The 18,177-nt window shown below is 71.3% G+C and carries 20 protein-coding genes and 1 pseudogene; 11 read left to right on the top strand and 10 right to left on the bottom strand.

What is annotated here, in order from left to right; translation table 11 throughout:
• Positions 1–25: 25 nt before the first annotated feature.
• A pseudogene (locus tag ABEB00_RS36030) lies at positions 26–163 on the top strand (iron transporter); the annotation flags it as partial.
• A complete protein-coding gene (locus ABEB00_RS05380) occupies positions 123–1,121 on the top strand; it encodes an SCO2278 family lipoprotein (RefSeq protein ID WP_345617737.1) in 999 nt (332 codons plus the stop codon). The pseudogene ABEB00_RS36030 and the gene ABEB00_RS05380, both read left to right, overlap by 41 nt.
• A gap of 72 nt (positions 1,122–1,193) precedes the next feature.
• Here ABEB00_RS05380 and ABEB00_RS05385 read toward each other — a convergent pair whose 3' ends face one another.
• From ABEB00_RS05385 to ABEB00_RS05405, 5 genes are all read right to left on the bottom strand, one after another.
• Positions 1,194–1,922 (bottom strand): bifunctional DNA primase/polymerase, encoded by a 729-nt coding sequence (locus ABEB00_RS05385; RefSeq protein WP_345617738.1) that lies wholly within the window; start codon positions 1,920–1,922, stop codon positions 1,194–1,196.
• Positions 1,923–2,063: 141 nt separating this feature from the next.
• Positions 2,064–2,678, bottom strand: coding sequence for a TetR/AcrR family transcriptional regulator (locus tag ABEB00_RS05390; protein WP_345617739.1), 615 nt, complete (start codon positions 2,676–2,678; stop codon positions 2,064–2,066).
• A gap of 103 nt (positions 2,679–2,781) precedes the next feature.
• Positions 2,782–3,783 (bottom strand): small ribosomal subunit Rsm22 family protein, encoded by a 1,002-nt coding sequence (locus ABEB00_RS05395; RefSeq protein WP_345617740.1) that lies wholly within the window; start codon positions 3,781–3,783, stop codon positions 2,782–2,784.
• A 147-nt stretch (positions 3,784–3,930) separates the two neighbouring features.
• On the bottom strand, positions 3,931–5,139 hold the full coding sequence (locus tag ABEB00_RS05400) for a serine hydrolase domain-containing protein (RefSeq protein WP_345617741.1): 1,209 nt from the start codon (positions 5,137–5,139) through the stop codon (positions 3,931–3,933).
• Positions 5,082–6,425: a multidrug effflux MFS transporter gene (locus ABEB00_RS05405; RefSeq protein WP_345617742.1), complete on the bottom strand. Its 1,344-nt coding sequence runs from the start codon at positions 6,423–6,425 to the stop codon at positions 5,082–5,084. The genes ABEB00_RS05400 and ABEB00_RS05405 overlap by 58 nt, the downstream gene beginning before the upstream one ends.
• Positions 6,426–6,551: 126 nt before the next feature.
• Here ABEB00_RS05405 and ABEB00_RS05410 point away from each other — a divergent pair, with 126 nt between their 5' ends.
• Together ABEB00_RS05410 and ABEB00_RS05415 are read left to right on the top strand one after the other, a co-directional pair.
• A complete protein-coding gene (locus tag ABEB00_RS05410; protein ID WP_345617743.1) occupies positions 6,552–7,574 on the top strand; it encodes a Gfo/Idh/MocA family protein in 1,023 nt (340 codons plus the stop codon).
• Between the two features lie 7 nt (positions 7,575–7,581).
• On the top strand, positions 7,582–8,433 hold the full coding sequence (locus tag ABEB00_RS05415) for an SDR family oxidoreductase (protein WP_345617744.1): 852 nt from the start codon (positions 7,582–7,584) through the stop codon (positions 8,431–8,433).
• A 289-nt stretch (positions 8,434–8,722) separates the two neighbouring features.
• Here the strand turns inward: ABEB00_RS05415 and ABEB00_RS05420 are convergent, their stop codons facing one another.
• Positions 8,723–9,049, bottom strand: a complete 327-nt coding sequence (locus ABEB00_RS05420; protein WP_345617745.1) for a nuclear transport factor 2-like protein — start codon at positions 9,047–9,049, stop codon at positions 8,723–8,725.
• 144 nt (positions 9,050–9,193) lie between these two features.
• Between ABEB00_RS05420 and ABEB00_RS05425 the strand changes: the two genes are divergently transcribed.
• Positions 9,194–9,739 (top strand): DoxX family membrane protein, encoded by a 546-nt coding sequence (locus tag ABEB00_RS05425; protein WP_345617746.1) that lies wholly within the window; start codon positions 9,194–9,196, stop codon positions 9,737–9,739.
• Between the two features lie 3 nt (positions 9,740–9,742).
• Here the strand turns inward: ABEB00_RS05425 and ABEB00_RS05430 are convergent, their stop codons facing one another.
• The gene (locus tag ABEB00_RS05430) at positions 9,743–10,135 is read right to left on the bottom strand and encodes an ATP-binding protein (RefSeq protein WP_425586438.1); all 393 of its coding nucleotides are present in this window, start codon (positions 10,133–10,135) and stop codon (positions 9,743–9,745) included.
• A gap of 199 nt (positions 10,136–10,334) precedes the next feature.
• Here ABEB00_RS05430 and ABEB00_RS05435 point away from each other — a divergent pair, with 199 nt between their 5' ends.
• Complete coding sequence (locus tag ABEB00_RS05435; RefSeq protein ID WP_345617748.1) at positions 10,335–11,183, top strand: helix-turn-helix domain-containing protein; 849 nt, start codon at positions 10,335–10,337, stop codon at positions 11,181–11,183.
• The gene (locus ABEB00_RS05440; RefSeq protein WP_345617749.1) at positions 11,180–11,374 is read left to right on the top strand and encodes a DUF397 domain-containing protein; all 195 of its coding nucleotides are present in this window, start codon (positions 11,180–11,182) and stop codon (positions 11,372–11,374) included. Before ABEB00_RS05435 ends, ABEB00_RS05440 begins: the two co-directional genes overlap by 4 nt.
• Before the next feature lie 26 nt (positions 11,375–11,400).
• On the opposite strand, the gene ABEB00_RS05445 is transcribed toward ABEB00_RS05440, so the two are convergent.
• Positions 11,401–12,066: a TetR/AcrR family transcriptional regulator gene (locus ABEB00_RS05445; RefSeq protein WP_345617750.1), complete on the bottom strand. Its 666-nt coding sequence runs from the start codon at positions 12,064–12,066 to the stop codon at positions 11,401–11,403.
• 144 nt (positions 12,067–12,210) lie between these two features.
• On the opposite strand from ABEB00_RS05445, the gene ABEB00_RS05450 reads away from it, so the two are divergent.
• Positions 12,211–12,516, top strand: a complete 306-nt coding sequence (locus ABEB00_RS05450; protein WP_345617751.1) for a cupin domain-containing protein — start codon at positions 12,211–12,213, stop codon at positions 12,514–12,516.
• Between the two features lie 117 nt (positions 12,517–12,633).
• Positions 12,634–13,236 (top strand): hypothetical protein, encoded by a 603-nt coding sequence (locus ABEB00_RS05455; RefSeq protein ID WP_345617752.1) that lies wholly within the window; start codon positions 12,634–12,636, stop codon positions 13,234–13,236.
• 149 nt (positions 13,237–13,385) lie between these two features.
• Here ABEB00_RS05455 and ABEB00_RS05460 read toward each other — a convergent pair whose 3' ends face one another.
• Positions 13,386–13,979, bottom strand: a complete 594-nt coding sequence (locus ABEB00_RS05460; RefSeq protein WP_345617753.1) for a hypothetical protein — start codon at positions 13,977–13,979, stop codon at positions 13,386–13,388.
• 1,136 nt (positions 13,980–15,115) lie between these two features.
• Between ABEB00_RS05460 and ABEB00_RS05465 the strand changes: the two genes are divergently transcribed.
• A complete protein-coding gene (locus tag ABEB00_RS05465; RefSeq protein ID WP_345617754.1) occupies positions 15,116–16,573 on the top strand; it encodes a glycosyl hydrolase in 1,458 nt (485 codons plus the stop codon).
• An 80-nt stretch (positions 16,574–16,653) separates the two neighbouring features.
• On the opposite strand, the gene ABEB00_RS05470 is transcribed toward ABEB00_RS05465, so the two are convergent.
• On the bottom strand, positions 16,654–17,490 hold the full coding sequence (locus ABEB00_RS05470) for a hypothetical protein (RefSeq protein WP_345617755.1): 837 nt from the start codon (positions 17,488–17,490) through the stop codon (positions 16,654–16,656).
• Positions 17,491–17,764: 274 nt separating this feature from the next.
• On the opposite strand from ABEB00_RS05470, the gene ABEB00_RS05475 reads away from it, so the two are divergent.
• Positions 17,765–18,157: a DUF4913 domain-containing protein gene (locus ABEB00_RS05475; protein WP_345617820.1), complete on the top strand. Its 393-nt coding sequence runs from the start codon at positions 17,765–17,767 to the stop codon at positions 18,155–18,157.
• The last annotated feature ends 20 nt before the right edge of the window (positions 18,158–18,177 follow it).

An 18,177-nucleotide genomic window follows, 5' to 3' on the forward strand; every position in this document is an offset into this window, starting at 1 on the left:
GGGCCGCCCGGCGGTGGTACGGCCACAGGTCACGGTGTGGCCGCTCTCCCCGGACCCAAGGCCCGGCCCTCTTCCCGCCCCGGTAGGGTTCGCCTCCGGGAAGGGGAAGGTGAAGGAACCTGATGAGCAGGGATCGCGGCCCTCGTTGGCCCCGCAGGCTTGACCGGAGCGCGCTGATAGCCGCCTCCGTGACCGCTTTGTTCCTCACGGCGAGCGGTTGCGTGGTGGTGCACGGCGAGCGCGAGATACTCCCCTCCGCCACCCGGGCCGAGGCCGTGAAGGCGCTGGAGAAGTTCACGTCCGCGTACAACAGGGCCGACAAGGCGTACGACGCTTCGGCGGACGCCGCCTACACCACCGGCGCGCTCGGCGCGATCGACGCGGCCCGGCTGACCGCGGGCCGGGCCAACAACCCCGACGGCAACCCGTCCCACCAGCCGCTGAAGCTGACGGACGCGAAGTTCACGATCCCGAAGAAGGCGGGCTGGCCCCGCTGGTTCGTCGCGGACGCCCTCGGCAACAAGGGCGGTGACCTGCGCTGGGTGCTGGTCTTCACCCGGGACGGCCTGGACGAGACCTGGCAGGCGGCCTATCTGACGCTGCTCTCCCCCGACGACGTACCGGAGTTCAGGACGGACTCGGACGGCTGGGCCGAGGCGGTGGCCGCCGACTCCGAGCGGCTGGCCGTTCCCCCGGCCGAGCTGAGCAAGGAGTACGCGACCTACCTCCAGGACGGCGGGGACACCTTCGCGCCCGGCGCGCAGACCAGCGCCTGGCGGGCCCAGCGTGCGAAGGCGACCCGTCCGGGACTGGCCACGCAGTACATCGACGAGCCGCTGACCAGCGGTGACTTCGCACCACTGGCGCTGCGCACCAAGGACGGCGGGGCGCTGGTCTTCTTCACCACCCGGCACTTCGAGAAGCAGACCGCCGCGCAGAGCGCCTCGGTGCCCGCCCCCAACAAGGACGTGCGGGCGCTGACGGACGGCGAGATCAAGCAGTCGCTGACGATGGAGTTCGTCTCCAACGAGGTCGCCCTGAACCCGGCGAAGGGTTCCGGCGAGGACCAGGTGACCGTACTGGCCCGGGTCCAGGGCCTGACGTCGGCGAAGGGCGCGTAGCACCCCGGCCGACCCCGCCTGCCCCACCCGGCCCGCCACTCACCGCCCGCGGCCGGTCCACCGGTCACCGGCTCAGTGCCGCAGCGGCCAGGCCGTCTCCGCGTGGTCGGGGTCCGGGCCGGCGTGCCGGGCGCACTCGTCGGTCAGCGTCTCCAGCAGGGTGAGCGGATCGGGCAGCGGGTGCTCGGGGCCGCGTACCCAGTGCACGGACTGGCCGCCGGGGAGCGCGGCGGGCGGTACGAGGACGTAGGAGCCCCGGCAGTGCCAGCGCAGGCCGGGATGCTCGTCCATGGTCTCGGGGTGGCAGTCCAGTTCGCACGGCCACCACTCGTCCTCGTCCTCGGGCGTGCCGCGGGTGAGGGTGAAGAACAGCATGCGCCCGTCGTCGCTCTCGGCGACCGGCCCGACGTCCACGCCCGCCGCGGTGAGCCGCCGCCACGCGTCGCGGCCGGCCTGGAGGGGGACGTCGAGGACGTCGTGCACCATGCCGGTCGCGGTGATGAAGTTGGCCTGCGGCTGGTGGCGGGCCCAGCGCTCGATCTGGGCGCGGTCGGTGGTGGACTGCGTCTGCCAGGCGAACGAGACCGGGTGCCGGGCCGGGGTGGGACAGCCGACGCGGTCGCAGGAGCAGCGGTAGCCGGCCGGGTGCGCGGCGGGCGCGAGCGGCAGTCCGGCCGCGGCGGCGGCGAGCAGCAGGGGTTCGCGGTCACCGTCGGCGGCGGCCTGTCTCGGGCGGCGTCCGCGCAGCCACTGGGAGATTCTGCCCTGCCGGCCGGTCCTGCCGCCGAACTCCGCGCTCATCTATCCCCTCGCCTCGCCGTCGTGCGATCCAGCATGCCCTATGGTCGCACCGATCCGCGCCGCAGGGCCGCGAAGAGGTCCCGAAGGGGCCATGAAGGGACAAATTCCACAGGTCAGCAGGTCTTAGTAGGTCTCAGCAGGTCAACGCGGAGCGAGACCGTACAGGGCGTAGTCGACGAGGGTGTCGGTGTAGGCGTACGAGAACGGGGCCGTGTGCTGGAGCCAGCGCTGGGCGAGGGGGGAGACGAAGAGTTCCAGGGCGATCCGCGGGTCGATCTCCGGGCGGACCTGGCCGGCCTTCTGCGCGGCGCGCAGCCGGTCGACGTAGAGCTGGAGCGAGGGTTCGAGCAGCTTGGCGACGAAGACCCGGCCCAGTTCCGCGTCGACCAGGCCCTCGGCGGCCAGGGCGCGGCTGGGCGCCTCGAACTTCGGGTCGCGCAACTCGTCGACGGTGGCCCGCAGTACGGCCTTGAGGTCGGCGGCGAGGTCGCCGGTGTCGGGGATCGCGTACTGCCGGGGCTCCGCCCCCTCGCCGCGCGCGGCCTGCTCGGCCTGCTCGCCGAGGTCGAGGAAGGCTTCGAGCAGGACGTCGGCCTTGGAGTTCCACCAGCGGTAGATGGTCTGCTTGCCGACCCCGGCGCGGGCGGCGATGCCCTCGATGGTGGTCCTCGGGTAGCCGATCTCGGCGACCAGGGCGAGGGCGGCGTCGTAGATGGCCTTGCGGGACTTCTCGCTGCGGCGCTTGGGTTCGGGCATGGGCCGAATGTACCAGCTTGGCGATACGGAGCGTCTCGTCAGCGGTGGCCAGGGACCGGTGCGGCCAGGCCCCGCCGGCCAGGGTCCGGGGGTTTTCCGGTGACTACTGCCCCGTGTCCGCGGGCGGCCACGGGTCGCCCCAGTCCGCGTCGCGGGCGGCCCGGTACAGGTCACCGTGGCGTTTGGTGACCGTGGCGCGGCGCAGGGCCGGTTCGGTCTCGCACAGGTCGAGCAGGACCTGGCCCTTGCGGAGCTGCGGGCGCCGGACCACGCGGGCGGCGGCCGGGGCGGCCGGGAGGCGGGTGGCGGCGACGTAACTGAACTTCTCGTCCTCCCAGGCGAGGGAGCCGCCCTTGATCCGGCGGTGCAGGGAGGAGCGGCTGACCCGGGCGGAGAAGTGGCACCAGTCGGTGCCGGGGACGATGGGGCAGGCGGCGCTGTGCGGGCAGGGCGCGGCGATCCGGAAGCCGGCCGCGACGAGGCGGTCGCGGGCCTCGATGACGCGGGCGTACCCGTCGGGGGTGCCCGGCTCGACGATCAGCACGGCCCGCGCGGCGCTCGCGGCGGCCTCGACCAGGGCGGCGCGGTCGGCGGCGGTCAGTTCGTTGAGCACGTAGGAGACGGTGACGAGGTCGGTGCTCTCCAGGGTGGGCGCGGCCCCGATCCGGGCGCGCTGCCAGCGGACGCCGGTGAGGGCCGGTTCGGCGGCGGCGATCTCCCGGCCGAGCGCGAGGGCGGGCTCCGCCCAGTCGAGCACGGTCGAGGCGCGCGGGCCGTCCCAGGTGGCGCCGACCGCCCAGGTCGCCGCGCCGGTGCCGCCGCCGATGTCGAGGTGGGTGGCGGGCGTCCAGTCGGGTACGGCCCCGGCGAAGGCCGCCAGCGCGGAGCGCACCGCCTCGAAGGTCGCGGGCATCCGGTAGGCGGCGTAGGCGACCACGTCCGCGCGGTCCCGCAGGATCGGGGCGTCGGTCGGGGTGTCGCCCCGGTAGCTGGCGATCAGCCGCTCCACGGCCTGCGTGGCCTGCCGGGAGGGCAGCCCGTCCAGCAGCCCGTCGAGGGCGGCGCGCAGGGTGTCGGCGGAGAAGGCGGGGGCGGGGGCGTTCACCCGGTGATTCTACGAGGGCGGCGGGGGCGCACCGCCGCCCGCGTACCGGCGTGCGCCTCACCCTCACGCCCCGTGCCCTCCGGCCTCCGGCGCCCTTCGCGCCCCCGTGACCCTCCGGCCTCCCGTGCCCCACAGGCCCCGTGACCCTCAGGCCCCGGGCATCTCCCGCCCGCGTACCCCCCGGACCGCCCGCGCCACCCGCGTGGCCACCGCCGCGCGTGGTCTGCTGTCCGGTGGGCGGCGGCACGGGTGGACGGTGTTGGCGAGCAGGACCACGAACGTGTCCGTCGCCCGGTCGAGGACGAGCGAGGTGCCGGTGAAGCCGGTGTGCCCGGCCGCCCCGCGCCCCGCCAGCTCGCCCATGAACCACGGCTGGTCCAGGGCGAAGCCGAGGCCCGGCGGGGTCAGCAGCAGTTCCACGAAGTCGGGGCCGAGTATGCGGGCCGGCCCGTAGGAGCCGCCGGCCAGCAGCGCCCGGCAGAACACCGCCAGGTCCCGCGCGGTGGAGAACAGCCCGGCGTGGCCGGCCACCCCGCCCAGCGCCCACGCGTTCTCGTCGTGGACGACCCCGCGCAGCATCCCCCGGTCGGCCTTGGCCCACGGTCTGCGCTGGTCCTCGGTGGCCGCCGCCCCCGGGCACGGCCCGAAGCAGGTGGCCGTCATGCCCAGCGGCCGGGTGATGCCCTCGTGGACGAGGACGTCGAGCGGCCGGCCGGTGATCCGCTCCAGGACGTGCTGGAGGAGCAGCATGTTGACGTCGGAGTAGCAGTACGTGCCGGGCACCCCGACCGGCGGCTCGGCGTGCAGCCGGGCCATCCGCTCGGCGTGGTCGGCGCAGTCGTACAGCGGGACCTCGGGCCGCAGCCCGGAGGTGTGGGTGAGCAGTTGGCGCACGGTGACGCGGTGCGCGGCGGCGGCGCGGAAGTCCGGCAGGTACGCGCCGACCTCGGCGTCGATGCCGAGCGTGCCCCGTTCGATCTGCTGCACGGCGGCGACCGAGGTGAACAGCTTGGTGAGGGAGGCGAGGTCGAAGGGTGTGCCGGAGGTCACCGGCACCAGGGAGGGCGGCGGCAGCGGGACGCCCCGCGCGGAGCGGACGTCGTACGACGCGTACCGGACGGCCCAGCCCGCCGGCTCCTCGACGGCGAGCACCGGGCCGCGTCCGACGGCCACCACGGCCCCCGCGGCCCAGGGGCGCTCCCCGGCGGTGAGGGAGTGGACCTCCCGGACGAGATGCCGGAGCTGGCCCGGGTCGAGTCCGGCCCGTTCCGGGGTGCCGCTGCGCAGTCTCGGCGCGCTCAGTGCTCTTCCCCTTCCGCGCCCGCGCGGGCCTCGCCGCCGCTCCAAGGACGGCACATTCCCACGAAGCAGGCCAGCGCCACCAGTGCCGCGCCCAGTTGGACGACGGCCATCGGGACGGCGGTGTCCTCCCCGGCGACGCCGACCAGCGGCGAGGCGATCGCCCCGATGAGGAAGGAGGACGTGCCCAGCAGGGCGGAGGCCGATCCGGCGGCCTCCCTGACCCGCAGCAGGGCGAGGGTCTGGGTGTTGGGCAGGGTGACGCCCATCGCGGACATCAGCACGAACAGCGCGGCGGCGACCGGCCCGAGTCCGGGCTCGCCGAAGACGCCGAGGGTCATCACCAGGAGCGCGCTCGCGGCGGCGGCGACGGTCACCAGCCCCGCGGCGAGCACTCGTTCCAGCGGGATGCGGCCGACCAGGATCTTGCCGTTGAGCTGGCCGACCAGGACCAGACCGACCGAGTTGAGGCCGAAGAGCAGGCTGAACGTCTGCGGGGAGGCGCCGTAGATCTCCTGGACGACGAACGGCGAGGCGGAGATGTAGGCGAACAGCGAGGCGAAGGCGAAGCCGCCGGCGAGGACGTAGCCGGAGAAGATCCGGTCGGCGAGCAGGGCGCGCATCGAGCGAAGGGCCGCGCCGACGCCGCCGGCGTGGCGTTCGGCGGGCGGCAGGGTCTCGGGCAGCCGGGCCCAGACGACCGCGGCGAGCACCGCCCCGACGACGGCGAGGACGGCGAACACGCCCCGCCAGTCGGTCAGCCGCAGGATCTGCCCGCCGATGAGGGGCGCGACGACCGGGGCGACACCGGAGATGAGCATGAGGGTGGAGAAGAAACGGGCCATGGCGACGCCGTCGTACAGGTCCCGGACGACGGCGCGGGCGATGACGATCCCGGCGGCGCCCGCCAGGCCCTGCGCCAGCCGGCAGGCGACGAGGAGTTCGACGGTGGGCGCGAGCGCGCACAGCGCGGTGGCGAGGACGTACACGGCGAGACCGGCGAGCAGGGGGCGGCGGCGGCCCAGCCGGTCGCTCATCGGTCCGACGACGAGCTGGCCGAGGGCCATGCCGGTCAGACAGGCGGTGAGGGTGAGCTGCACGGTGGCGGCGGAGGCGTGCAGCGCGCCGGTGACCTCCGGCAGCGCGGGGAGGTACATGTCCATCGCCAGCGGCGGCGTGGCCGTCAGTCCGCCGAGGACGAGGGTGACCAGCAGGCCGGTGCGGCGGACCCGGCGGGTGCCGCTGCCGGGCGGGGCGGCCGGTCCCGTTCCGGTCAGGGCCGGTCCCTTTCCGGGTACGGCCGCCGGTGGTGTGTGCGGTGTCGATGCCCCGCGCTCGGGCATGTGGCCCTCCCTCTTCTTCAGATCCGGCGCCTATGCTCTCAGCCCGAGCGGAGTACTAGTAAGACAATTCTGTACGTACGGCTGGTACGTACAGCCGGTGCGGGCGCGAGTGAGGGTGTGGCAGGCGTGACGGGAGCGAAGGTGCGCTGGGGAATCCTGGCGACCGGCGGGATGGCGGCGACGTTCACGGCGGATCTGGTGGATCTGCCGGACGCGGAGGTCGTGGCGGTGGCCTCGCGTACGGAGGCGTCGGCGAAGGCGTTCGCTGAGCGGTTCGGCATCGAGCGCGCCTACGGCGACTGGGAGTCGCTGGCGCGCGACGAGGACGTGGACGTGGTGTACGTCGCCACTCCGCACTCGGCGCACCGGGCCGCCGCCGGTCTCTGCCTGGAGGCGGGCCGGAACGTGCTGTGCGAGAAGCCGTTCACGCTGAACGCGCGCGAGGCGGCGGAACTGGTCGCCCTCGCCCGCCGCCGCGGGGTCTTCCTGATGGAGGCGATGTGGATGTACTGCAACCCGCTGGTGCGGCGGCTCAAGGAGCTGGTCGACGGCGGCGCGATAGGTGAGCTGCGGACCGTGCAGGCCGACTTCGGCCTGGCGGGGCCCTTCCCGCCGGCGCACCGGCTGCGGGACCCGGCGCAGGGCGGCGGCGCGCTGCTCGATCTCGGGGTGTACCCGGTGTCGTTCACGCAGTTGCTGCTCGGGGAGCCGGCGGACGTCACGGCGCGGGCGGTGCTCTCGGAGGAGGGCGTCGACCTCCAGACCGGCGCCCTGCTCTCCTGGGAGAGCGGCGCGCTCGCCTCGGTGCACTGCTCCATCGTCGGCGGTACGGCCAACTCCGCGACGATCACCGGCTCGAAGGGCCGGATCGACGTGCCGTACGGCTTCTTCTTCCCGGACCACTTCGTGGTGCACCGGGACGGCCGCGACCCCGAGCGGTACGCGGCCGACCCGGCGGACGGCCCGCGGGCCAGCCTCAAGCACGAGGCCCGGGAGGTGATGCGGGCGGTGCGGGCCGGGGAGACCGAGTCTCCGCTGGTGCCGCTGGACGGCACTCTGGCCGTGATGCGGACGCTCGACGCGATCCGGGACCGCGTCGGCGTCCGCTACCCGGGCGAGAGCGGAGCGCCGGCTCTCACGCGGGGGTGAGGGTCCCATGAACACTGTGGGAACCAGCGACGAGCGGCCGTCCGGGCAGCGTGCCGGGCAGCCTTCCGAGCCGGCGGACGAGGGGCGGGCGGGCCGTGTCGACCGGGCGGGCCGGGGGCGGGTCGCCGTGGTGACGGGGGCGGGCTCCGGCGTCGGGCGGGCGGTCGCCGTCGAACTGCTGCGCGCGGGCTGGTCGCTGGCGCTGGCCGGGCGGCGCACCGCCCCGCTGGAGGAGACGGCCGCCCTCGTCCCGGACGCCACCGCGCTGCCGGTCCGCGCCGACGTGTCCGACCCCGGCGACGTGGCCGCCCTGTTCGCCGCCGTGCGCGACCGCTTCGGACGGCTGGACCTGCTCTTCAACAACGCGGGCACGTTCGGGCCGGGCGGGGTGCCGGTCGAGGAGCTGTCCTACGAGGACTGGCGCCGGGTGGTGGACGTCAACCTCAACGGAGCGTTCCTGTGCGCGCGGGCGGCGTACCGGCAGATGAAGGAGCAGGACCCGCGGGGCGGGCGGATCGTCAACAACGGCTCGATCTCCGCCCACACCCCCCGCCCGCACTCGGTGGCGTACACGGCGACCAAGCACGCGATGACGGGACTGACCAAGTCGCTGTCCCTGGACGGGCGGGCGTACGGCATCGCGGTCGGGCAGATCGACATCGGCAACGCGGCGACCGACATGACCGCCGGGATGGCGACGGGCGCGTTGCAGGCGAGCGGCGAGGTGGTGCCGGAGCCGGTGATGGACGTCGCGGACGTGGCCCGCACGGTCCGGCATATGGCGGAGCTGCCGCTGGAGGCGAACGTCCAGTTCGTGACGGTGATGGCGACGGCGATGCCGTACGTGGGCCGCGGCTGAGCGCGCCCGCGCCGCCACCGGTGCCGTAGCCATCGCCACTGATCTGCACAAACGGAATGGAAAAGTCCGCAGCGTGACGCGCGATGACGGGCTTATGCTCAACTCTCCTCCACCGGAGCTTCACACTTGGAGCACCGGTGAGCACTTGCCGTCCCGCGTGTCGTCCGCGGGGCGTACCAGGCCATATCGAGGGGGGCGGCAGCCGTTCCGCGGCACCGGCAGGGGGTGGACCCGCGAGAGATCGCGGGGCACAGGCCGGCCGCGGAACGGCTGCCGCACATTCACCGCCTTACGCCTGGCCGGTCTCGAACCGCGCGATCTTCCCGTCCTCGGCGACGGTGAACGCCCACCGGGTACGCATCTCGCCCCAGGTGTCGTTGGCGTAGCGGGCGACGAGGGCGCGGCCGCCGCGGGACTCGTTGTCGACCTCCAGGTGGCCGCGGGAGGCGAAGATCTCGCGCTCGGCCCAGTCGGCGAGGTCACGGTCGAAGCCGTCGTCGGCCATGGTGGCGTCCGGTGCGAGCAGCGCGCGGAACGCCTCCCGGTCGTGGGCGTTGACCGCGGCGACGAAGGCACGGACGGCCGGGTCGCGCAGGCGGGTCGGCTGAATCGTCATGCCGGTCAGCCTCACACCGCCCCGGAGCCCCCGCCACCCGAACGGCGCCCGCGAGGGGCCCGCCGGGTGTCGCCGGGGACGGGAGGTGCGACGGTGGGAGGGGAGACCTGAGGGGGGTGCCGCCACCTCGACGAAGGAGCCACCATGACCTGCTGTGCTGACCGACGCGACCTCGGCCTGCTGCTGCTCCGCCTCGGCACCGGCGGCGTACTGGCCGCGCACGGCGCGCAGAAACTGCTGGGCTGGTTCGGGGGCGGCGGCATCGAGGGCACCGCCCAGGCCATGGAGGCCATGGGCTATGTGCCGGGGAAGACGAGCGCGGTCATGGCGGGCGCGGCGGAGGCGGGCGGCGGCCTGCTCCTGGCGATGGGCCTGGCGACCCCCGCCGCCGGTGCGGCGGCGGCCGGCGCGATGGCGGGCGCGGCGGCGGTGCACGCCCCGAACGGCTTCTTCGCCCAGGAGGGCGGTTACGAGTACGCCGCGACCCTCGCCCTGACGGCGGCCGGCCTCGCGGTGAGCGGCCCCGGCAGCCTCTCCCTCGACGCCGCCCTCGGCCACGCGGTCAACCGGAACTGGATGGTGCCGGTGGCGCTGGCGGTGACGGCCGCGGCGACGACGGTGGTGGTCGGCGGGCGGAACAGGCGGGTACGGAAGGCGGCGGAGAGCGAACAGGAACCGCTGTTCGACTGAGGTTCAGTACTCGATCTCGGCCCAGACCGACTTGCCCGGTCCGGGCTCGGTGTCGACGCCCCAGCGGGTGGTGAGGGCGTCGACCAGGAGCAGCCCGCGGCCGGTGTCGGCCTCGGCGTCGGGGACGGCCCCGGGGAGCAGGGGAAGGCACTCGCCTCGGGCGTCGAGGATCTCCACCCGGACCACCTCCGCGTCGACGCGGAGGCGCAGGGCGATGTCCCGGCCGGGTACCCGCCCGTGCAGTACGGCGTTGGCGGCCAGCTCCGCCACCACCAGGGTGACGGTTTCGGAGAGGTCGGAGCCGTAGGGGATGCCCCAGGTGTGCAGTTGCCGCGTGGTGAAGCGGCGGGCGAGCCGGGCGCCTCGGCGGGTGGCGCTGAGCCGCTGGTGGAACACACGTACGGTAACCGGGGCTTGGGGGCGTGGTGCGGTCATGGCACCCAGCCTTCCCCTGAGGCGCGCCGTTCAACAGGCACAACACCGGCACAGTCGCGTTGTACTGGTTCACAGGCTGGACAGGGAGGGTCACGCCCCGTAACCATGGGCGAGTTGATGTTCCGGCGGGTCGGCGGACGAGTGCGGGAGGTGGCCGGGCATGGTGAACATCGAGGACGCGGGAGCCGAGATCGGTGGCGGTGAACCTGAGGTGTCGGAGAGCCTCAAGACGTTCGGCGCCGTGCACAAGGCGCTGCGGGAGGCAGCGGGGCTGACCCAGGAGGAGTACGCCGAGATCGTCGACTACTCCGTGCACGCCATCGCCAAGCTTGAGCAGGGCAGGCGTTACCCGCAACCGAAGTTCATCCTCCTGGCGGGGGAAGTGCTGGGGGCGCCGAAGGTGCTGCGGGCGGCGGCCCGGAACCTGACGCGTAAGCAGGGGCTGGCGTCGTGGTTCCAGCAGTGGGCGGGGATCGAGGAGGAGGCGGTCTCGCTCTACACGTACGAATGCCGGGTGGTGCCGGGGTTGTTGCAGCCGGAGGCATACATCAGGGCCATCTTCGAGCGGCGGTTGCCGCCGCTGACGGAGGAGCAGATCGAGCGGCAGGTCCAGGCACGGTTGGAGAGGCAGCGGTTGCTGACGGAGGCCCCGAACACCGCGTTCAGTTTCATCATCGAGCAGGCCCTCCTTGAGCGACGGCTCGGAGGCGTCGCCGTCACGCGAGCACTCATCGACCACCTGCTGGATCAGAGCAGTCGACGCAACGTGGAGATCCAGGTCATGCCCTTGGTTCAACATGATCACCCAGGGTTCGAAGGCTTGGTGTACCTGGCGGAGAGCCCCGACCACCAGTGGTTCGGCTACATCGAAAGTCAGGACAGCAGCGTGCTCGTAGCAGACCCCAAACAGGTCAGCTCCATGCTCCAGCGCTATGGCAAGATGCGATCGCAGGCCCTCAACTGTCAGGACACGACGGACCTGCTTGAGCAGATGCGAGGAGCGCTATGAGCACTACCGGACCGCACTGGATCAAGAGCAGCTACAGCGGCGGAGGGGGCGACAACTGCGTCGAAGTCGCTCGCGACCGAGCGGAAGCCATCCACGTGCGCGACTCGAAGCAACAGGAAGCCGCGCAGCTCGCCCTCTCCCCCTCCGCCTGGTCGGCGTTCGTCGCGTACGCGACCGAAGCCCGGGCCTGAGGCACCCGCACCCGGCCCGAGCGGACTCACGCGGGCAGGAGGGCGACCGTGACCCGCTCCGTCAGCCAATGCTCCGCGGTCTCCCAGGACCAGCCCCGTTCCACGACCAGTTCGTGCCAGGACGGGTGGCCGAGGTAGAACCAGAGGATGTCGGTCGCGCGGTCGGGCGTGAGGCCGGACCGTAGCGCCTTCAGCTCGGACAGCCGGTCGGCCACCGCCGCGAGGGCGTCCCGGGATTCCCGGGAGACGCGGACGAAGGCGTCGGCGGCGTACTGGTCCGCTTGGGCCGCGCCCACCAGCACCCGGACGATGCCGTGGTGCTGTTCGTTGTCGAGCCGGGTGCCGTGGGCGGCCCCGGCGAGCAGTTCCTCGGGCACCTCGCCGCCGCGCAGCGTCGCGAGCGCCTCCTGCGAAGCGGAACTCTCCAGGCCGTCCACGATCAGGGTGGTCAGGATGGCGCCCTTGCCGCCGGTGCTGGCGTAGACCGTGGGGACGGCCGTCCCCGCCAGTTCGGCGATCTCGGGGACAGTCACGTTCGCGTACCCGCGTTCGACGAACAGCCGGGCCGCCGCGTCCAGGATCGCCGCACGGGTCTCCGAGGCCGCTTTCGCACGGCGAGGCGCGTGGTAGGGGCGACGACCGCCCGCCGACGTGGCGTCGCCTTCTTGACGCGCGGCACCCTTCTGCTGCACGGGACCAACTTTCGATGTAAGGTTCCTATGGTCAATAGAGCGAGTCTCAGGCAGTCACTCGCCCTGTCACGGCTGCCTCCCCCCACTCGCCGGCCGGGTCGCCGACTCCACACTCAAGGATGACCAGTGAGTCATATCCCCTCCTTGTCCTCTCATCCGAAGCACCCCGACCGCATGTACGCGCTCGGCCAGGAACTCCGGGTCTCCATCCTCACCTCGGCGGAGGAGACCGACGGCCGCCATGACGTGACGGACTCTTTCATGCTCGCCGGTGCGGCCACGCCGCTGCACGCCCACACCAGGTACGAGGTGACCCTGCGGTCGGGAGACTTCTACACCATTCCCCTGCGGGTGCCGCACGCCGTCGGGGAGGAAATGGGCGGCCTTCTTCTCGGTCCGCCCGGAGCCACGCCCGCCGACCTCTCGCCGGAGCCTCCGGCGCAGATTTGACGTAATCGGACATTGGCGCCGGAGCGACTCGGGATGTACCTGCGGGGCACCGTGAGCGGCGGGTGTGCGCCAGGTCCCCGGAGTTCCAACGCGACCACGAGAAAAGCTTTCTCAGCAATGAACGCGAACGTCGATCCCGACTCCCGAATCATTCCGGACATGCAGCTCATTCACGAGACCCATCGCATGTCCGCTCGGCTTCTCATCCACGCCATACCGCGCCCCGCCATATCTCCCAAAGCTCTGATACAGTTGCGGGAATTCGTGGTGGTGAGTCTGCGTCACCACCACGAGACGGAAGTCGGACTGCTGTGGCTGCACATCATGACGGTCGCGCCGGGCGCGGCGAACGCATTTGCCCAGCTCAATAGGGACTATGAACGTCTGGATGCCGCACTGGCACGCCTTGCCGACATCGAGCTGGCGTGTATAGCGACGACGACGCCCAGCCGACGTAGCTCGACGAGCGAAGCAAGGAACACACTGCGCGTTCTGTGCGAGGCCGCCACCGCGGTACGCGACAGTCTGTACACATACCTGGGGCATCAGGAAGCGAGCCTTTTCCCCCTGTTTCAGGGCTTCGTCACGCGTTACCAGTGGGAAGAATTCCTGAACGGGCTCACCGAATCCATACCCCCGATAAGCGGGCATGTGATGGGCTTTCCCCGCTGGATCAGCTCAGCCCGCTCACCCATAGACGCGAAAGCAGACGGCACATGAAAGGCAAGCTGCCGCGAGGCCGGCACCAGATCCTCCACGACGCGGCCCCGGACGAGCCGGCCGTCGAGCGGTACCGCGGCATGCTGATGCGTGCGGCGGCACCGCCGGGTGGGTCACGGACGCGAACGGCTCGACGCGTTGTCGGCGAACTAGCGCCCCTTGCCCTTGCCCTTGTGATGATGTCCGCTGGTGCGGTGGGTGCCGCGAGATGTCTGATCCTGACGGCGCGAGGATTCACCCTGCCTACGGCTACGGCCGGTGTCGGGCAGCAGGTCACGTACGGAGGCGCCTTGACCACGTGACGCCGCACGGTTCGCCTGGTTCTGAAGGGACGCCTGCCTCTGCTGTTCGCTCCTTATGGCGGCTTCCCTCCTCTGCTCGTGAAAGTTCACGGAACCGGAATAGGTGTACCCTGCGGACTCCATTTCACGAAAAAGTTCCTCATAGAGATGCCTTGCCGCGGCTGATTGGTTCGAATCCATAGCCCCTGCCGCATACGCCGCATTCAGGTCGGATTCGTACGCGCCCACCTGCTGGACAGCCTCTTCATATGCCCTCTGGTTCCGGTCCTCCTCAGTCTGCGCTTCATGGAATTGTGAACCTCTTGAGTAATCCATAAACCTCCCGTACTCCAGCACGTCCAAAGTGTTGCCTTCTCTCCTTTCGAAGGCTCTGGTGATCGCCGCCTGCATTCTCCCACGCCGCCCCTCGTAGGTGTTCAGATCGAAATCGTCTTCGTCCACGTCAGTTCCTTTCTTGCGATTGACAACGATTTTGGGGACCGGAACCTACCGAGACGGTGTCCTCCCGCGCGTGGACTCAGGGGAAACGGTTCGCGGCCTCCACGACGCGTCGGAGCCGACGGATGCGGGGCGCTGGAACGGTGCCCACTGATGTCGCACGGGGTTCTGCTCACCGAACGACTCCCGGCTCACGTCGCCGGGGGGCTGCGTACCCAGTTGCCGCCTGAGCAACTGGAGAGTCTGCGCGACGGCGTTGTTGTCCTGCGCGTTCGCCGGGGCTGCCACCATCGGCCTGGGCGCCGCGGACCGTTCCGGCGTGGGGGCGCGACGCCGCGCCGGCGCGAGGTCCCACCGGGCGCCGTCTCCCTCGCCTCGCGCCCTCTGGTGATCGCCTTGTTCCGCCCGTGGCCCCGGCTGCCCCTCCGCTTCCCGCGCCTGAGCACGCTGCTGCGCTTGACGCCCCCCGTACCAGACGGCCGCGCCGGCGCCGATCAGGGCAGCTCCGGCCACGGCTCCGACCCCGCTGAGGAGTGCGACCGCTCCGACCACGACGAGCGCCACCCCCAGCGCTTTGAGGAACGCGGGCGACCTGGCCGTTTTCAGTGCCTTGGAGGCCGCCGGGCGGACAGCACCCCATGCCGCGGCCAAGCGGCCTCCCGCCCTCGTCCCGCTCCGCTGCCGCTCCTCCGCGCTCCGCGTGGTGGTGCCCACCTCATCAGCCATATCGCGCTCCTCATCTGTGTGACTCCTCGACCGTCAACGCGCAGATCCGCCGATCGGTTCAATCCCGGGCGCGGTCGCGAGAAGCACGCCTGCGCGGGCCGGCCCCGGCCCGGGGGCTTTCTCAGTGAATTCTCATCGCGCGGGACAACCCGGTGAACCGTCCACCGCGCCTGTACGTCGTGTGCGCGTAGTCAATTCCTGACCGAGAGGCGCGTTTTATGCGTGTGAGATCACTCGTATCACCTCAATCACTGCAATCATTGCGGTCACTTCGGGCCCTTCGGCCGCTTCTCATCGCACTCGCGCTGGTCATCGCGGTAACGGCAGTCACCACCCTGGCGTCCCGGGACTCCTCCGGCGGTCGCGAGGACCGGGTCTCCGGTGCGGCGGCAGCCGGTGGCGCCGAACACACCGTGACCCTGCGCAACAACACGGACGGTCGCATCTGGATCGGCGCCACGGTCAACGCCGACGGCTCGCCCCCGCTCACCGGACTGCCCGCCCTGGACAAGGGCCAGTCCGCGACCATCACCATCCCCGAGCGTTCGGGCGCCGGCCACTGGCGCGGCAAGTTCTTCGCCCGCCAGGGCTGCACCGGCGACAGCGGCAGTACGTTCCACTGCGCCGTGGCCGACTGCGGACCGTTCGCGGACCACTGCTCCACCGGTGAACAGCCGGCCAGCCTGGCCGAGTTCAACTTCGACACGGCCGACGCGATGGCGCCCTGGTACAACGTCAGCTACGTCAACGCCGTGTCCGCGGCCGTCACCATCACCCCCGACGGGGTGGCACCGCCCGCGGGCGGCGGGCAGTGCGCCGCGGTGGGCTGCCCCACCGATCTGCTGTCCGTCTGCCCGCCCGAGAACCTCACCAAGGATCCGGCGACGGGCAAGGGGCTGGTGTGCGTCAACCCGAACCGGGACGCGAAGACTGCCTACAGCGAGGCGCTCACCAAGAAGTGCCCCTCGGCGTACGCGTGGTCCAAGCATGACGCCGAGGCGGGCAACCAGGTCGTGCGCCAGTGCGCCGCGTGCAAGGGTCTGACCGTCACGTTCTACGGCAGCGGTACCGGGGCCGACAAGCCCGCCGACAAGCCCGCCCAGAAACCCGTCAGGAAGCCCAGGAACGACAACAATCCCGTCCACGCGGCGGGCAAGGGGGTGGCGCTGAACTCCACCGGCGGGGCCGCCCAGGCGCTGGCCGGCTCCGGCGCGACCTGGTACCACAACTGGACCTCGTCCAGCGGGGTACTGCACCGGCCGGAGGGCGTCGAGTACGTCCCCACCATCTGGGGTCCCGGCGCCGTCAACGGCACCGAGCTGGGCAACGCCGCCCGTGAGGGGAAGAACCTCCTCGGCTTCAACGAGCCAGACTCGCCGTCTCAGGCCAACATGACCCCCGAACAGGCCCTCGACCTGTGGCCGCAGCTCCAGAAGACCGGCCTCAACCTGGGAGCCCCGGCGGTCGCCGCCAACGCCGACCAGCCCGGCGGCTGGCTGGACAGGTTCATGAAGGGAGCCCAGCAGCGGGGTCTGCGCGTCGACTTCATCCCGCTGCACTGGTACGGCTCCGACTTCAGTTACGCGGCCTCCTACCAACTGGCCGACTACCTGGAACGCGTCCACAACCGCTACAAGAAGCCGATCTGGCTGACCGAGTACGCCCTCATCGACTTCTCCAAGGGCACCCCCCGCTACCCGAGCGAGCAGGAGCAGACCGCCTTCATCAAGACGTCCACAAAGGTCCTGGACTCGTTGGACTACGTGGACCGCTACGCGTGGTTCGCCCTCACGACCGAGACCAGCCCGACCGGTCTCTTCAACGGCGCCACACCGAACGCCAGCGGCAGGACCTACCGCGACGGCGGCTGACGCTCGGAAACGGACCTGCCGTGGCCGTGCTCCAGCACGGCCACGGCAGGTCCGCCCGCCCGCTCTCCGACGGGGCGTCGCTACGGCCTTCTGGCGCGGGACGCCCCGGCCGGACCGACTGTCCCGGCCGCTGAGGGGCGACTGCGCACGTCCGCCCTCGGCGCCGTGTCAACCGCCGGCTGAAGCGCCGCGGTGTGGACCGCGGTCGGATTGTCGATCGCCTTCGGGTTCTTCGGTTCCTCCGGTCCCTTCGGGAGGGTCTTTATCTGCTCGAAGGAGATGGGCACCCCCAGATGCGCACTGAACACCCGGGCGACCTCCGCGCCCCATTCGGCGATCTCCGCGGGGTTTCGGTCCGCCGGGTTCGGCCTGGCCTTGTCGCTCATGTAACGGCCCGACCTGTCGTTCACCGTGCCACTGCGTGACGCGGGATCGAAGTGGAACTCCCCGCTCAGTGCGGCTTTGCCCTCCCTGGTCTTCCCGTCGGCGTCGAAATCCACCGCGATCGAGGGATGACCTATACCGTCCATACTCCTTCGGAGGTCTTCTTCCGTAAGAGGCGCTATGTTCTTCTCCGGATGAGCTTCCCGGTACGCGCGTACCGCCGAGACGAGGTCGTCCACCTGACTCTGCGGTATGACGGAGGAGACCTGTTCACTCCCCAGCATGACCCGCCACTCACCTACTCCGGGATTCTCGGCGGTGTCACGCAGTACGGTGGAGTAGTGCCAGACCGCGTCCGGCTCACCCTGGAGTATCCACTGGGGGGGTACCTGCTCCAGCGGTACGAACAAAGGGTTCACTCGCAGCCGTTGCCCATCGTCGTACTCCACGTCCTTGATGCGCTTCGGCGGTACCAAAGGGCCGAAGGGAAGCTTCGGTGCTGCTTGAGGTTCGGCCTCGAAATCGTTGGGCATCGTTCTCGCTCTTTCTCCGTGCAGGTGCATCTTGTTTCCGCTTGCCAACAACGTCGAGTTGATTGCCCGATGATCAACTCGACGTGAACCCGACCTGAATGTCCGATTACGCCGACGTCGGCAGGCCGGCCCAGCCCGGCCGCGACGACCAATGGAAGGAACACGCGTGACGACCGACACCGCCCAGGGGATCGAGGAGGAGACCCCCGGGGCCTCCTCGGCGCCCTCTTCCGAGGAACCGGCTGCTTCGCCACCGCCCTCCGAACCCCGGTTCATCCTCTACCTGGACGGACCTGAGTACACGCACAACCTGCGCCAGCTCACCTTGTGGACCCACCATGTGCTGCTGCCGGTCTACGGCCGGGAGATCACCTCCGCCGCCCCCTGGTGTTCCCGCTGGTGGGAGCACCAGGAAGCGGTCGCCCAGTTGCACGGCCTGTGGCTCGCCTGGGCGGATCTGACCGGCCCCGACTCCCCGTTGTCCGGGCCCGCCAACTGGCACCGGGACCACCTGGGACCTGTCATGCAGTCGCTGCGGGACCCGATGGGCCCCTTCGCGGGCTGCAAACCCGGCAGCCACCGTGCGAAGGAGGCGCCTCCCGTCGACATCCTCGACCCCTTCGGGCCGCCGCCCCCGCCCCCGCCGCCGCCCGGCCCGCCCCGGTAGCGGCCCCCCGCACGGCCGAG

It is taken from the genome of Streptomyces ziwulingensis (assembly GCF_039542605.1).
Classification (GTDB): Bacteria; Actinomycetota; Actinomycetes; order Streptomycetales; family Streptomycetaceae; genus Streptomyces; species Streptomyces ziwulingensis.